At 71.3% G+C, this 15,099-nt stretch carries 13 protein-coding genes; 8 read left to right on the top strand and 5 right to left on the bottom strand.

What is annotated here, in order from left to right; all coding sequences use genetic code 11:
• The 5 genes from ABZ194_RS01190 to der form a co-directional block, all read left to right on the top strand.
• The coding region (locus tag ABZ194_RS01190; RefSeq protein ID WP_355590397.1) for a pseudouridine synthase at positions 1–1,471 on the top strand (1,471 nt) is incomplete at its 5' end.
• Between the two features lie 75 nt (positions 1,472–1,546).
• The gene (gene aroH / locus ABZ194_RS01195; protein WP_355590400.1) at positions 1,547–1,906 is read left to right on the top strand and encodes a chorismate mutase; all 360 of its coding nucleotides are present in this window, start codon (positions 1,547–1,549) and stop codon (positions 1,904–1,906) included.
• A gap of 7 nt (positions 1,907–1,913) precedes the next feature.
• On the top strand, positions 1,914–3,050 hold the full coding sequence (locus ABZ194_RS01200; RefSeq protein ID WP_355590403.1) for a prephenate dehydrogenase: 1,137 nt from the start codon (positions 1,914–1,916) through the stop codon (positions 3,048–3,050).
• Positions 3,051–3,241: 191 nt separating this feature from the next.
• A complete protein-coding gene (cmk, locus tag ABZ194_RS01205) occupies positions 3,242–3,898 on the top strand; it encodes a (d)CMP kinase (protein WP_355590406.1) in 657 nt (218 codons plus the stop codon).
• A 41-nt stretch (positions 3,899–3,939) separates the two neighbouring features.
• The gene (gene der / locus ABZ194_RS01210; protein WP_355590586.1) at positions 3,940–5,328 is read left to right on the top strand and encodes a ribosome biogenesis GTPase Der; all 1,389 of its coding nucleotides are present in this window, start codon (positions 3,940–3,942) and stop codon (positions 5,326–5,328) included.
• Positions 5,329–5,515: 187 nt separating this feature from the next.
• On the opposite strand, the gene ABZ194_RS01215 is transcribed toward der, so the two are convergent.
• The 4 genes from ABZ194_RS01215 to ABZ194_RS01230 all read right to left on the bottom strand — a co-directional run bounded on the left by ABZ194_RS01215 (position 5,516) and on the right by ABZ194_RS01230 (position 9,338).
• Positions 5,516–6,208 (bottom strand): LppX_LprAFG lipoprotein, encoded by a 693-nt coding sequence (locus ABZ194_RS01215; RefSeq protein ID WP_355590410.1) that lies wholly within the window; start codon positions 6,206–6,208, stop codon positions 5,516–5,518.
• 60 nt (positions 6,209–6,268) lie between these two features.
• A complete protein-coding gene (locus tag ABZ194_RS01220) occupies positions 6,269–6,745 on the bottom strand; it encodes a MarR family transcriptional regulator (protein ID WP_355590413.1) in 477 nt (158 codons plus the stop codon).
• A gap of 109 nt (positions 6,746–6,854) precedes the next feature.
• Positions 6,855–7,571 (bottom strand): 4'-phosphopantetheinyl transferase superfamily protein, encoded by a 717-nt coding sequence (locus ABZ194_RS01225; protein WP_355590416.1) that lies wholly within the window; start codon positions 7,569–7,571, stop codon positions 6,855–6,857.
• A gap of 336 nt (positions 7,572–7,907) precedes the next feature.
• Positions 7,908–9,338, bottom strand: coding sequence for an aminopeptidase P family protein (locus tag ABZ194_RS01230; RefSeq protein ID WP_355590420.1), 1,431 nt, complete (start codon positions 9,336–9,338; stop codon positions 7,908–7,910).
• 294 nt (positions 9,339–9,632) lie between these two features.
• Between ABZ194_RS01230 and ABZ194_RS01235 the strand changes: the two genes are divergently transcribed.
• Positions 9,633–10,061: a CBS domain-containing protein gene (locus ABZ194_RS01235; protein WP_355590423.1), complete on the top strand. Its 429-nt coding sequence runs from the start codon at positions 9,633–9,635 to the stop codon at positions 10,059–10,061.
• A gap of 64 nt (positions 10,062–10,125) precedes the next feature.
• Here the strand turns inward: ABZ194_RS01235 and ABZ194_RS01240 are convergent, their stop codons facing one another.
• Entirely contained in the window at positions 10,126–13,479 is a 3,354-nt protein-coding gene (locus ABZ194_RS01240; protein WP_355590425.1) for a S8 family serine peptidase, read from the bottom strand.
• A gap of 390 nt (positions 13,480–13,869) precedes the next feature.
• Here ABZ194_RS01240 and ABZ194_RS01245 point away from each other — a divergent pair, with 390 nt between their 5' ends.
• Both ABZ194_RS01245 and ABZ194_RS01250 read left to right on the top strand, forming a co-directional pair.
• Positions 13,870–14,124: a Smr/MutS family protein gene (locus ABZ194_RS01245; protein ID WP_355590427.1), complete on the top strand. Its 255-nt coding sequence runs from the start codon at positions 13,870–13,872 to the stop codon at positions 14,122–14,124.
• 202 nt (positions 14,125–14,326) lie between these two features.
• Positions 14,327–15,079, top strand: a complete 753-nt coding sequence (locus ABZ194_RS01250) for a lysophospholipid acyltransferase family protein (RefSeq protein WP_355590430.1) — start codon at positions 14,327–14,329, stop codon at positions 15,077–15,079.
• The last annotated feature ends 20 nt before the right edge of the window (positions 15,080–15,099 follow it).

Genomic DNA, 15,099 nt, shown 5'->3' on the forward strand with positions numbered 1-15,099 from the left:
CGACGGTCCGCGCCGCGACGATCGCGGCGGTTTCCGTGCCGGTGGTCCGGCTCGCGGGGACGACCGCGGTGGTTTCCGCGGTGACCGTGACTCCTCGCGTGGCGGCTTCCGTTCCGCGGCCCCTCGCGGGGACGATCGTGGCGGTTTCCGCTCCGAGGGTCCGCGCAGGGATGATCGTGACGATTCGCGTGGCCGGTACGGCAGGCCCGCCGCCGGTTCGCAGGGCGGTTCCCGTTTCGAGGGTCCGCGCAGGGATGACCGTGGGGGCTTCCGCTCCGACGGTCCGCGCAGGGATGACCGTGAGGGTTTCCGCGCCGGTCCGGCCCGCCGTGACGATCGTGGCGGTTTCCGCTCCGCGGCCTCTCGCGGGGAGGACCGTGGCGGTTTCCGCTCCGAGGGTTCCGCCCGCCGGGACGACCGGGACGACCGCGGTGGTTTCCGCGCCGACCGCGACCCCTCACGCGGCCGGTCCGGGGCGGACCGTGGCCGGACCGAGGCGCCGGGGAGCGGTTCCCGCGGCCGGTTCGGCAGGACGGCCCGCAGGGACGAGGTTCAGACGATCGGCGGCGGGCGGACCGGCCCCTCCACCGGGCGTGGTGCCGCGGCCGGCCGCTCCCCGGCGGCGAAGGCCGAGCTCCGGCCCGGTGCGATCCAGAACGACCGGTTCAAGACCGCCCGCCAGCCCCGCCGCGACTCCGACTTCTACGACGGCGGCTACGTCGACGAGCGCGACACCACCGAGGTTCCGGACGGCGTCCGGCTGCAGAAGGTCCTCGCCCAGGCGGGCGTGGCCAGCCGCCGGGCCTGTGAGGAGATGATCGGTGAGGGCAGGGTGACGGTCGACGGTCAGGTGGTCCGCCGCTTCGGCGCCCGGGTGGACCCGGCCAAGCAGGTCATCCACGTGGACGGCAAGCGACTGCCGACAATGCCCGACCTGGTCTACCTCGCCGTCAACAAGCCGATCGGCGTCGTCAGCACCATGTCCGACCCCGACGGCCGCCCCTCCCTGGCCGACTACGTGGCCGACCGCACCGAGCGGCTGTTCCACGTGGGCCGCCTGGACACCGAGACCGAGGGTCTCATCCTGCTCACCAACGACGGCGAGCTGGCCAACCGCCTCACCCACCCGAGCTACGGCGTGCAGAAGAAGTACTGGGCGAAGGTCCCCGGCAAGATCGAGCGCGATCTGGGCCGCCGCCTGAAGCAGGGCGTCGAACTGGAGGACGGCATCGCCAAGGCCGACTCCTTCACCCTGGTCCAGGAGCACGGGCAGCAGGCGCTGGTGGAGGTCGTTCTGCACGAGGGCCGCAAGCACGTCGTCCGCCGCATGCTGGAGGAGGTCGGGCACCCGGTCATCGACCTGGCCCGCATCGAGTTCGGCCCGGTCAAGCTCGGCCGCCTCAAGCCGGGTACGGTCCGCACGCTGACCCTCAAGGAGGTCGGCGAGCTCTACGCGGCCGTGGGCCTGTAACCTTCACGGGCATGCTCGGGACACGCCGGGCCGCCTCATGGGCGGTCCGGCGTGCCAGGATACGGAGGAGCGACGATGGTGCGGGCGATCCGCGGTGCGATTCAGGTGGAGGGCAACGACCGGGACGCGATCCTGGCCGGGGTGACCGAGCTGGTCACCGAGGTGATGGGGCGTAACAGGCTCACCACCGCCGACGTGATCAGTGTGATCTTCACGTCCACGCCCGACCTGACCGCGGAGTTTCCCGCCCTGGCCGCCCGCAAGCTCGGCTTCCACGACGTCCCGCTGATCTGCGCCTCCGAGATCGACGTTCCGGGCGCGTTGCCCCACGTCGTGCGGCTGATGGCCCACGTGGAGACCGATCGGCCGCGTCATGAGATCCAGCACGTCTATCTGCGCGGCGCGGTCGCCCTGCGCGTGGACATCGCTCAGTGAACCCGTCATGCGACACCATGTCCGAGGAGCGCGGGTGAGCGGGATCGAAAGCGTCCTTGTCGTCGGCACCGGCCTGATCGGCACCTCGATCGCCCTGGCCCTGCGGGAGCAGGGCGTCACCGTCTTCCTGGACGACTGTGACGCGGCGGCCGTACGGCTGGCGCGTGAGCTCGGCGCGGGCGTCGAGTGGCCCGCCGAGGGGAGCCCGGACACCGCCTCGGGCGTCGCTCCGGACACGATCGTGGACATCGCGGTCATCGCGGTCCCGCCGCACGTGGTCGCGGACCGGCTCGCCGGCCTGCAGAGGGCCGGGGCGGCCCGGTTCTACACCGACGTGGCCAGCGTCAAGGCGCTTCCGCTTCAGCAGGCCGCGGCCCTCGGCTGCGACCTGACCACCTATGTCGCCGGGCATCCCCTCGCGGGCCGGGAGCGTTCCGGGCCCGCCGCCGCCAGGGCCGACCTGTTCCTGGGGCGGCCGTGGGCGCTGTGCCCGACGGAGGAGACCTCACCCGAGGCGGTGGAGGTCCTGCGCGGGCTGATCAAACTCTGCGGCGGCGAGGCCGTCGAGGTCGAGGCGGCCGAGCACGACCGGGCCGTCGCGATCATCTCGCACGCCCCGCATGTGGCCGCCTCCGCGGTCGCCGCCCGGCTCGCCGACGCCTCGGCCACCGCGCTGGGCCTGGCCGGTCAGGGGGTCCGCGACGTCACGCGCATCGCCGCCGGCGATCCGGGCCTGTGGACCGGCATCCTGTCCGGCAACGCCCTGCCGGTGGCCGAGGTGCTGGAGGCGGTGGCGGCCGACCTGGCGGCGGCGGCCGCCGCGCTGCGTGCGTCCTCCGACCCGGCGGCCATGGGCGGCGTCACCGAGCTGCTGCACCGGGGTGTGGCGGGCACCGGCCGGATCCCCGGCAAGCACGGCGGTCCGGCACGCGTCTACGCGACCGTCCAGGTCATCATCGGTGACCGTCCGGGTGAGCTGGCCCGGCTGTTCCAGGTGGCCGAGGCCGCGGGTGTCAACATCGAGGACGTCCGGCTGGAGCACGCTCCCGGTCTCCCGCTGGGCGCGGCCGACCTGTCGGTGCAGCCGGAGGCGGTGGCCGCGCTGTCGGAGGCGCTGCGGGCCCACGGCTGGCACCTGCCCTGAGGGCTCCCGGCCAGACCCGGCCGGTCATTCCCGGCAGGCGCGGAGGGATTCCCCGCGGGGCCCGTTCCGGCGACCCCCGCGGCCCGCTCCGGCGGTCCTCGGGGGCGGCCCGCCGTCTTGATGCGTGATTCCCCCGTCGTTCCCGGTAGCCTCGTACGGACAACTGAAGCGGGCTGCAAGGGAGAGGCGTCGTGACCGGACTGGTCGTCGCCATGGACGGTCCTTCGGGGTCGGGCAAGTCGAGCGCGTCGCGCGGGATCGCGCGGGCGCTGGGGCTGCGTTATCTCGACACCGGGGCGATGTACCGTGCGATCACCTGGTGGATGCTCCAACGGGGTGTCGACCTCTCCGACCCCGAGGCGGTCGCTGCCAGGGCGCTGGATCCCCTTCTCACGGTCGGCACCGACCCCGGCGCTCCGTCGGTGGCCGTGGACGGAGTCGACGCCGCCGTGCCCATCCGCACCTCCGAGGTCACCGCGGCCGTCTCCGCGGTCAGCGCGGTGCCCGAGGTGCGGCGCCGGCTGGTGGCCGAGCAGCGTGAGATCATCGGTCTGGGCGACATCGTCGTCGAGGGCCGTGACATCGGCACGGTGGTCGTGCCCGGCGCCCAGGTCAAGATCTACCTGACCGCGAGCGCGGACGCCCGGGCCCTCCGCCGTACGGCGGAGCTCGCCGGCACCACGCTGGAGGCGCAGAAAAGCGCCATGGCCAGGCGTGACACCCTGGACTCGACGCGGAAGACCGACCCATTGGCGATGGCGGCCGACGCCGTCGAACTGGACACCACGGCGCTGAACCTGGAAGAGGTCGTCGCCGAGGTACTGCGCGTGATTAAGGAAAAGGCGTGACGGGGGAATACGACGGAGACAACGGCTGGATCGAGGCCGAGCTGCTCGATCCGGATACCGGTGACGGCTCAGGGGAGGCGGGCCCCGACTTCGACCCGCAGCCGGTCGTGGCCGTGGTGGGCCGTCCCAACGTGGGCAAGTCCACCTTGGTCAACCGGATAATCGGCCGCCGGGAGGCGGTCGTGGAGGACGTGCCGGGCGTGACCCGTGACCGGGTCACCTACGACGCCACCTGGCGAGGCCGCCGGTTCACGGTGGTCGACACCGGCGGCTGGGACCCCGACGCGACCGGCATGGCGTTGAAGATCGCCGAGCAGGCGCAGGTCGCGGCCGAGCTGGCCGACGTGATCCTGTTCGTCGTGGACGCCGTGGTGGGCGTCACCGACGCCGACGAGATCGTCGGCCACGTGCTGCGCGGTTCCGGGAAGCCGGTCATCCTCGCGGCGAACAAGGTCGACAACCAGCAGATGGAGCTGGAGGCCGCCGGTCTGTGGGCCCTCGGCCTGGGCGAGCCGCAGCCGGTCTCCGCCCTGCACGGCCGTTCCAGCGGCGACCTGCTCGACGTGATCCTCGACAAGCTGCCGGAGACGCCGCCCCAGCGTTTCGGCGCCGAGCGCGGCCCGCGCCGGGTCGCCCTGGTGGGCAAGCCCAACGTGGGCAAGTCCTCCCTGCTGAACAAGCTGGCCGGTGAGGAGCGCGTGCTCGTCGATCCGATGGCGGGCACCACCCGCGACCCGGTCGACGAGCTGATCCAGCTCGGCGGCAAGACCTGGCGCTTCGTGGACACCGCGGGCATCCGCCGGCGTGACCGGGAGCTGAAGGGCGCCGACTTCTACGCGAGCATGCGCACCCGGGCCGCCCTGGAGCGGTCGGAGGTGGCGGTCGTGCTCATCGACGCCAGCGAGGTGCTGACCGAGCAGGACCTGCGGATCATCTCCCTGGTGATCGACTCCGGTCGTGCCATGGTGGTGGCGTTCAACAAGTGGGACCTCCTCGACGAGGACCGCCGGCACTACCTGGAGAAGGAGATCGACCGCCAGCTCATCCGCGTGCCGTGGGCACTGCGGGTCAACATCTCGGCGAAGACCGGCTGGCACGTGGACCGGCTTGTCCCGGCCTTGGAGAAGGCGCTGGACTCCTGGGCCACCCGGGTGCCCACCGCCCGCCTCAACGCCTTCCTCACCGACCTGGTGGCGGCCACTCCGCCCCCGGTCCGGGGTGGCAAGCAGCCCAAGATCCTCTTCGCCACCCAGGCGACGACCGAGCCGCCCAGGTTCGTGCTGTTCACCTCGGGCTTCCTTGAGGAGACCTACCGCCGCTTCATCGAGCGCCGGATCCGCGAGGAGTTCGGCTTCGCCGGCTCTCCCATCGAGGTCACGATGAAGATCCGGGAGAAGCGGCAGTCCCAGAAGAACCAGAAGAAGAAGTAGCTACCCCCGGCGGACGGCCCGGCCCGCGCCGGGCCGTCCGCCGTCTTCGCCGAAGGCCCGTCCGGCCGGCGTGTCCGGAGGGCTCGGGGCTTTCGGGGTTCCCGGGGTTTTCGGCCCGTCGCGGGAGTGACAGCGGGAGCAGGGCTCCCACCGCGCACAGGGCGGAGGCCGGCAGGAAGATCTCGCCTCACTCCGCCGGCGCGGTGATCCGCGCCGGCACGTCGTAGTCGTGGAGGGCGACGGTCACCCCGCCGCCGGTCATCGGCAGATCGGCCCTGATCAGACGGCCGGTGGCCCTGTCGATCCAGAGCCTGCCGTCCACGCTCTGCTTGAGGCCGGGGACCATCGCCGCGAGGACCTGCTGGGAGAACGTGGCCGAGAGCCGGTAGGCGTCGGCGCCGTCCACCCTCTCCGTGGCCTCGGTCTCCGGGTTCTGCGCGGTGCTCAGCAGCCGCACGACGCCCCGTCCGGGGTCGAGGATGGCCGAGGGGTCGTAGATCGAGGCCAGCTGGCTCCGCGACATCCTCTGAAAGCCGCCCGTCGCGCCCTTGAAATGGACGGTGTCACCGATCAGGACGAAGCTGATCTCCTGGAGGGTGCCCATCAGGTCGATCTGAATGGTCCACTTGGCGTCGCCGGTCCCGCTGAGGCGGCCGGCGGCCTTCTTGACCGGCAACGGCGATGTGCCCTCGGTCTCCATGCTGAAGGCCGCGGACCTGACGGCCCGCATCGCGTCCGCGCACCTGGCGACCAGTTCGGCGCCGCTGGGAAGGGCCGCCCTGCCGTCGGAGACGTCACCACCGCCGCACGCTGTGATCAGGGAGAGCGCGGCGGCGACCACGGCTACGAGGATCCGGCGGGCGGGCGGGGGAACGGGCATGGCGGGATCGTAACGACCGCCCGGTCAACCAAGGGAGGAGCCGCCGGTATCGGTTTCGCGTCAGCGGAGGCTCTTGAGGTGGTCCACCACGGGGGTGTAGGCGGCCTCCAGTTCGCGAAGTTGGTCGTCGGTCAGCAGGTCGATGAAGTGCTGCCGCACGCTGGCCACATGGTGCGGCGCGACCCTCTGGATCGTGTCCCAGCCGTGTTCGGTGAGCACGGCGAAGGTGCCGCGCCGGTCGTCGACGCAGGTCTCCCGGGCGACCAGCCCGGCGGCCTCCATCCGGGAGATCTGGTGGGACAGGCGGCTACGCGACTGGATCGTGGCGTCGGCCAGGTCGCTCATGCGCATCCGGTGGCCGGAGCTCTCCGACAGGTTGACCAGGATTTCGTAGTCGTTCACCGACAGCCCGAAGGTCTGCAGTTCACGGTCGAGACGGTGTTCCAGAAGCTTGTGCGCGGCCAGATGAGCACGCCAGGCCCGCTGCTCCATTGAGGTGAGCCAGCGGGGCTCCCCGTTGTTCACTGGTGGTGTCACCATTCCTCATTCGCCACTCGCGGCCCGATTCGCGGCGCGGGAGCTCCGGCCGGCCGGTCGTTCCCCTGCCGTGTCGCGCTCGCTCCCGGCTCATAGATCAAAACCTACCTCAGGCAGGGGTGACGCCCTCGTCGCAGGTCCGGCGAACCGGGCGGTCCGCCCGGCTTCCGGCGGATCGGGCCAGCGCGGCCGGACGGTCGGTGACGGCGCAGGCCGCCACGCCCGAGTCGGTCCGCCACTCCAGCAGATGCCTGCCTTCCCACTCCAGGCGGCGGGGGCCGTCCGCCTCCCGCAGGCCGGTGAGAGGGAGCGCGGACAGGTCTGTCGTGTGCAGGTCGTCCAGGGTCAGCTCACCGCGTTTGATGAGCGCCTCCTTGCGTACCCAGAACCGGATCAGAGCCTCGTTGCCGGTGACCAGGGCGCGTTCGGCGGGGGAGAGCGTCTGCGCGGCCAGGGACTCCTTCAGCGGGCCCGCGGGGACGTGCTCGGCGTCCACCCCGACCCGTCCGGGGCCGGCCGCCGCGCAGACATAGCCTCGGCTATGGCTGAGGCTGACCCCAAGTTCCGGGGCCTCCGCGAGATACGGCCTGCCGTGCCCGGGACCGCATCGGCCGCAGTGCTGCAGCAGCGTGAGCCGGTCTTCCGGAACGCCGATGGCCTGGGCCGCGCAACGCCGTACGAGGAGGTGGGCCGCGATGAAGTCACGGCGGTGGTCCTCGTGGAGGAATTTCGCCGCGCGTCCGCGCTCGGCGTCGGTCAGCAGATCCAGCGCGGAGGGGGAGTAGATCTCGTCGGTCGGGCCGGCCAGCACCAGGCAATCGCGCATCCGCCTAGGTTATGCGGACCAGGCGGGCCTGTGGGGGCGGGGCGGGTCTTATCTCGTCCGCCGGGGCCCCGGATGAGGGCCCGCGTCCTGATCCGGTCGCCGCCGTTCCGGCCCGGACCACGTCACCGGGGCGGCTGGGGCGTTCGGAACTCCGGTGGGGCCGGGCCGCGCGTGGGGCGGGCGGGGGTCCCGGTTCCAGGAGTTGGCTCGGGGTGGGGCCGGGGCGCGGGTGGGGCGGTCCGGTCCCGCGCCCGGCCGGGCCGAAGCCGGGCGGGCGCGGAGTGGTCCGGGGCTGTCAGGAGGGTCGGGAGGGAGCGGCCGGAGGGAGACCGCCGGTCAGGAGGAGATCGCGTTCATCCAGCCCTCGATCTCGTCGGGGTGACGGGGCAGCCCGGCCGACATCAGACGGGCGCCGTCGGCGGTGATGACGAGGTCGTCCTCGATCCGCACGCCGATGCCGCGCAGTTCCGGCGGGAGCGTCAGGTCGTCCGGCTGGAGGTAGAGACCGGGCTCGACGGTGAGCACCTGTCCTTCGGCCAGCACGCCGTCCAGGTAGGTCTCCGCGCGGGCCTTGGCGCAGTCGTGCAGGTCGATGCCGAGCATGTGACCGCTGCTGCAGATGGTGTATCGGCGGTACAGGCCGCTGCCGGCCTCCATGGCCTCGTCGGGGCCGATCTTGAGCACGCCCCAGTCGTAGAGCCCCTCGGCGATGACCCGCATGGCCGCCCGGTGGAAGTCGCGGAATCTCGCGCCCGGCCGCAGCGTGGCGATCGCCGCGCTCTGGGCCTCGTAGACCAGCTCGTAGACCTGGCGCTGGATCGGGCTGAAGCGCCCGGACAGCGGCAGCGTCCTGGTGATGTCGGCGGTGTAGAGGTTGTCGGTCTCCACGCCCGCGTCGAGCAGCAGCAGCTCGTTCTCGTTCAGCCGGCCGTCGTTGCGGATCCAGTGCAGCACGCACGCGTGCGCGCCGGAGGCCACGATGCTGTCGTAGCCGACCGAGTTGCCCTCCAGCCGGGAGCGGAGGCCGAAGACCCCTTCGAGGTACCGCTCGCCCCGCCGGTGGGCCAGGGCGGCGGGCAGCGCCCGCACCACGTCCTCGAACCCGCGTGTGGTGGCGTCCACCGAGAACTGGAGCTCGGCGACCTCCCACTCGTCCTTGATCAGCCGCATCTCGGACAGGAAGACGGCCAGCTCCTCGTCCTTCTCCGGACCGCCGTCGTAGGAGGTGACCAGGGCGTCCACCGAGGGGTCCACCCCGCGCAGCACCCGGGCCGGCCCCTTGAGCGCCTCGTCGATCCTGTCGATCGCCGCGCAGTCGATCAGGTAGAGCGCCTCGGCCTCGGCCAGGTCGGGGCGGCGGCCCACCCAGAACTCGCCGTAGCGGCGGTCCCGGTAGAACTCCTGGCCGGCCCGTCCCGGCGCGGAACGCTGCGAGCGCGGGCGCAGGAACAGCGTGGCGGACCCTGACGGCTCGACGACCAGGACGTTGTCCGGCTCCTGGTCCCCCGTGAGGTAGGTGAACGCGCTGTGCGCCCGGAACCGGTAGTCGGTGTCGTTGCTGCGGACCTTCAGCGTGCCGGACGGGATGATCAGCCGTTCGCCGGGGAAGCGCGCGGCGAGCGCGGCCCGGCGCTTGGCGGTGTATGTGGCAAGCGGCAGGGCGGTCAGATCGTCACGGTGGGTATCGGCCCAGCCGGTGCGCATGAACGCGGCGAGGGCGTCGGAGACCGGCAGGTCGTGGCTGCCGGTGTTGAGCTTCTCGGTCATCGTGTCCCCGGGAACGGAGGTGTGTAGTATTTCACACATTACTCGTGCCGGGTTGGGCTCGCATCCCTCCGGGTGAGCCGTGGAGCGGTCCCGGGGCTATGGGCCCGGTGGCGCCGAGCCTCCGGGACGCACGCGAGATCCCGCCTCCGCAAAACCCCGGACACTCTCTCGGCGCGCCCCATTACTGTGTGTAACATTGCGATTACCGCTTTTGTCCTTGTCTGTGCTTAGAGAGGGCCCTGACGGGGCAAAGAATAGGGATACCCCCAGCCAGGCTGAACCGAGGTGGTCTTGATGCTGATCGGTACGATTCTGCAGACCAAAGGCTCGGATGTGGAGACCGTCCATCCCAGGGCGACGGTGACCGAACTGCTGGCCATACTGGCCGACAGGAACATCGGTGCCGTGGTGGTCTCCGAGGACGGCTCGTCGATTCTGGGCATCGTCTCCGAGCGCGACATCGTGCGGCGGCTCCACGCTCGCGGCGCGGACGCGCTGAACGCCCCCGTCTCCTCCATCATGACGACGGAGGTCCGCACCTGTTCACCGGGCGTCAACGTCGACGACCTGCGCCAGACCATGACCACGCACCGCATCCGGCACGTCCCGGTCGTGTCCGGCGACCGGCTGATCGGCATCGTGAGCATCGGTGACGTGATCAAGAGCGCCATCGAGACCCTGGAGACCGAGAGGGCCCACCTGGTCGACTACCTCCACCGCTGAGCCCCCGGTGGGGCCCGGCGACGGTGCCGGGCCCCATGGGTTTTTCCGGGTTTCCCCGGGTCTTCTACTGCACGGTTATCTTGTCGACCTCGATGGTGACGCCCTTCACCTGCGGTGTCGACGTTCCGGTTGTCACCGTTCCGGTTCCCGAGCCCACGCCCTTGACCTTCAGTGTGTAGTTCAGGCTGCCGCCGGGGGCGCCGGGCGTGCTGACCACCCGCAGGTCCCCGGCCGGCGCCCCGGCGATCCGGCCGCCGGCCGTACCCTCGTCGTTCTCGGCGCCGACGGTCAGGCCGTAGATCGCCGGCGCGTCACCGGGCAGCCGGTTCGGGTCGTAGGTGTAGGTGACGTCCTCGGCCCCGTTGAGCCCGATCCACTGCTGGAACACCTTGACGTCCGTCGTCCCGTAGACGTTGAGCCGCCATTCGACGACGAGCCACCTGTTCACGCCGTCGCTCAGCGTGCCGGTGTAGACGCCCGGCGCGCCGGTGCCGTCCAGGTCGGTCCAGTAGGGGGCGAGCACGTTGTTCGGGGCGGACGGATCCGGCAGGGGCTGAGGCGTGGCGTTGATGTCGGCCGAGCCCGAGGTGCCTCCCGCCACCGTGTAGCCGTTGGAGACGATGCCGATCCGGGTGTAGGTCTTGCCCGCGTACGTGAACGCGGGAACGGTGAAGTTAAGCGCCTGCTCGTCGCCGATCGGCGTCGGCTGGATGCCGAAGGTGTCGAGCGGCAGGTAGGGTGCGGGGCCGGTCCCCGGGGTGATGCCCGGCCGGTCGGGCCGCCTGGCCACCAGGGTGGCCTTGGCCGTCGCCACCTGCGAGCCCACCTTCGTGGCCCCGGTCACGCCGGTCAGCCGCAGCTTGCCGTTCAGCGTGCTGACCGCCGTCACCTCGGCGTCGGTGAGGGTGTCGTTCCGCACGCCGACCGTGCAGACGGCCTCGCCGGTCCCCTTCGGGATGGTGGCCGGCGTGCAGGTCTGCTCGATCGGGACCGCGCCCTCCTTGCGGAAGAACGCCACAGGCAGGTGCAGGTCGCGCCCGCCGCCCACCTGCTTGAGGTTCACCTGACCGAAGTACTGCCCGTCCGGCAGGTCGGGTGCGGTGATCATCACGGTGACCTTGGCGGTCTTGCCCGGCCTGACGCTGAACACCGGTGGCAGCACCGCGATGCTCGCCCCGCTCACGGTGGTGCCGGCGGCCCGGTAGGTGAGCGTCCGGCCGGTGACGTTGGTGAAGGTCCGCTTGGCCGTGATGAGACCCGGCATGATCGGGGCGTTCACCGACGGCAGGTTGAGGTCGACCCGGTTCAGCTCGTCGTTCGCCGAGGCGGTGAAGTTCTCCGCCGTCTCGTTCAGGGTCAGGCCGGGATCGCCCGCCTTGGTCAGGTCGATACGGCCGCCGCCCAGATCGAAGGGGTCGGCGGGGGTGACGCGGTCCTGTTTGGTGACCGAGGTCTTGGCCGTGGTCTCCAACGCGGACTTGACCTGGCCCGGAGTCCAGTCGGGGTGCAGCGCGAACACCAGGGCGGCGGCGCCCGCGACGTGCGGCGACGACATCGAGGTGCCCGAGATGACCTGATAAAGGTTGCCCTGCGGGCCGCCGGCCGGACCCTCCAGCGTGGGGGTCTGCCCGGCCAGGATATGCAGGCCGGGCGCGGTGACGTCCGGCTTGAGGAAGTCCCCGCCCGGGCCGCGAGAGGAGAACGTGGTGATCACGTCGCCCTGCCAGGCGGCCTTGGCCCCCTGGGTGAACGTGGCGGTCGCGCCGGGGTTGGCGGACAGGAAGGCCAGCAGCGCGTCGGTCTCCGGCTTGTCGGTGTGGACCGCCGGGACCCAGTGGTTGTCGGTCATCACGTCGAGCGGGGTGGTGTTGAGGAGGATCATGCCCGCCGCGCCGCCCTGAAGCACGTTGTGGCCCTTGAGCACGCGGTTGGGGCCGCGCTCACAGACGACGATCTTGCCGGTGAACAGGCCGGCCGGTGCCGGGCCGGCGCAGAGCGCGTTGGAGTACGGCGGGGCCGAGGCGAGGACCACCGGCAGCGGCGAGGCGACACCGGCCGTGATGGAGGCGCCCTTGACGGTGGTGGTCGCGCCGCCCGTGCCGGTCAGCGTGATCGTGGACTGGAACGTCCGGCTCTGCGTGGAGGCGGCCACCGTGGTCACCCACGGGCTGACGTGGTTGACGGTCGAGGCGCCGGGCCCCGAGTTGCCCGCCGAGGTCGACACGAGCACCCCGGCCGCGTAGGCGTCGAGGAAGGCCAGCTCCACCGGGTCGCTGTAGGGGGAGCTGCCGCCGGAGATGGAGAAGTTGATCACACGGACGCCGTCCAGGATCGCCCGGCCCACCGCCTGCGCCGAGTCGGAGGGGAAGCAGCCCTGCTCGCCGCAGACCTTGTAGACCGACACGTGTGCCGCGGGGGCGATGCCGTGGATCGGGCCGCGGCCGATGCCGAGCGGGTTGGCGTCGGCCACCGGGCCGCCGGCCGAGGTGGTCGCGGTGTGCGTGCCGTGGCCGTTGGAGTCACGGGCGCTGTCCGGGTACGTCTCCCCCGGGTAGACGGAGTTGTAGGTCTCCAGGAACGGCGCGCCGCCGATCAGCTTCCGGTTGCAGGCGAACGGGTCGGCCGCCGAGGTCAGCGGGTTGTCCCCGAAGTCACAGACGCGCGGGGTGCCGTCCTTGGTGGGCGGTACGGCGGGCAGCGTGCCGGGGTCGGCGAACTGGGGGTGCTCCGGCCAGGCGCCGGAGTCCAGGACGCCGACCACTACGCCCTTGCCCGAGGAGGAGCTGCCGCCCAGCCTGCTGTAGATCGCCGGCGCCCCGATGAAGGAGGCGCTGGAGTCGGTCAGGAGCTGTTCGGGCCTGTCCTCCTGGACGGCGGCCACTCCCGGCAGCTTCAGCAGCGCGGCGGCCTTGTTGGCGGGGATGCGCAGCGCGATGCCGCCGTAGACGGTCCGTAACCGCTGCCCGGCCTTCGCGCCCGGCACGTTCCTGGCGAGTTCGGCGAGGAAGGTGTCCTCCACGTCCTCGATGTGCTTTTCGTATTTCTTGGCGTCGGCGCTCTCCACATCGAGCGACCTACCGGTCTTGGCGGGGCTCGTGGCGGGCAGGCCCTTGAGCTCGCCCTGATAGGCGGCGTATGAGTCGTAGTCGAGTTTGACCATCACGCCGACGGTCGCGCCCGAGGTGGACTTCAGCAGCGCCTGGTCGCTCTGGGCGAGCCTGCCGGTCGGTGACTTGGCGCCCTGTACCAGCTCCCCACCGGTCAGCGGGGTCGCCGTCCACTTCCCGGCCGCCGGGGCGGGGGTCGGGGTGGGGGTCGGGTCCGCGCTCGCCGGCGGCGCCATCGCCGCGACGAGCCCGACGCCGGCGGCGAATATCGCCAGGCGGTTGACCCTTGCTAAACGGGACTTGCTTGACAACGAGACCTCCCTGTAGGGACGCATGACCGCGCCACACGACCGGGAGGTGCCAGGTCACCCGGGCATGCCCGAATCGGGGCATGGCTGAGGAGGACTCGGCCCTCCCCGTTGGGTGACGAGAGAACGGCCACCTGCAAAGGTGGCCGATCATGTCAGGGAGCCTAACTAAGCCTTTTTTATTTGCCTAGATCAGGAAATTGCCACATTTTTCGTCGGAAGTGGTCAGATTTAATTACCTGGTCTCTCCGGTGCCCGGACCGTGGAGATCGGCGCCGGCCGTACCGCCGACGCCGTACGGCCGGCGTCGGGCCGGCCGTGCCGGACGGCCGTGCGGGTACCGGCCACGAGGGGGCTCGCCCGCGGGGGGAGGGGAATGAGAGGGTTGGGCTCGTGAAGTTGAAACTGGATCTGCACCCGATCTTCAATCGCGGCGGTGAGATCGACAAGGCGCTGCGGGGCGTCATCGACGAGGCCATCAGGAAGAAGGCCACCGAGGTCGAGATCATCCCCGGCAAGGGATCCGGTCAGCTCAAGAAGAAGGTCCTGCGCTTCCTGGAGCAGAAGGAGATCAAGGCCCTCTACCACCGCATCGACAAGGACTCCAAGAACCACGGCCGCCTGTTCGTCTACTTCCGCCACAAGTAGGGGAGGCGGGTCCCGGGTGGTCCGCGGTGGCGGGCTGGAGCTGTCCCGAGGGTTCCCGCGCTCGCCGACACCACCGCCGCGGCCGTGCCCTCCACGGAGGGCGCGCCGTCGACCTCGGCACCCGGCGTCCTGGACAGCGGAAGGCGAGGCGGCCCCTATCTCGGGGGCTGAGGGAGACGGGCGGCTGGGGTACGGTTCAGCCATGGCTGAGATCGTGTACCCCCCGGTCATCGGGGCGGCGCTGACCCTGTTCCGCGCGCTGGACCTCAAGGTCCGCATTGAGGGCGCGGACCGGATCCCGTGGACCGGCGGAGCGGTGCTGGCCAGCAACCACATCAGCTACCTGGACTTCATCTTCGCCGGCCTGGCCGCGCGGCCCGCCAAGCGCCTGGTGCGTTTCATGGCGAAGAAGGAGGTCTTCGACCATCGGATCTCCGGTCCGTTGATGCGCGGCATGCACCACATCCCGGTGGATCGCGCGGCGGGCGCCTCGGCGTTCGGCGCGGCGCTGAAGGCGCTCAAGGCCGGGGAGGTCGTGGGGGTGTTCGCCGAGGCCACGATCAGCCAGTCCTTCACGATCAAGGAGATCAAGAACGGCGCGGTCCGGATGGCCGTCGCCGCCAAGGTGCCGCTGGTCCCGGTCGCCCTGTGGGGCACCCAGCGGTTGTGGACCAAGGGCCGTCCCAAGAGGCTCCTCCAGCGGCACGTCCCGATCACCATCCTGGTCGGCGAGCCGCTGCACCCCAAGCGCGGCGACGACTACGACGCCGTCACCGCCGAGCTGCGCGGGCGGATGGCCGAGCTGCTGGACCGGGCGCAGCGGACCTACCCGGAGATCCCGCCGGGCGCCTGGTGGCAGCCCCGCCACCTCGGGGGCACCGCTCCCACCCCGGAGGAGGCCGCCGAGCTGGAGGCCGCCGAGGCGCAGGCCCGGGCGGTCCGTCACAAGTCGTGAGCAGGTGGGCCACAAGTCGC

This window comes from Streptosporangium sp. NPDC006007, assembly GCF_040614315.1.
In the GTDB taxonomy this organism is placed as follows: Bacteria; Actinomycetota; Actinomycetes; order Streptosporangiales; family Streptosporangiaceae; genus Streptosporangium.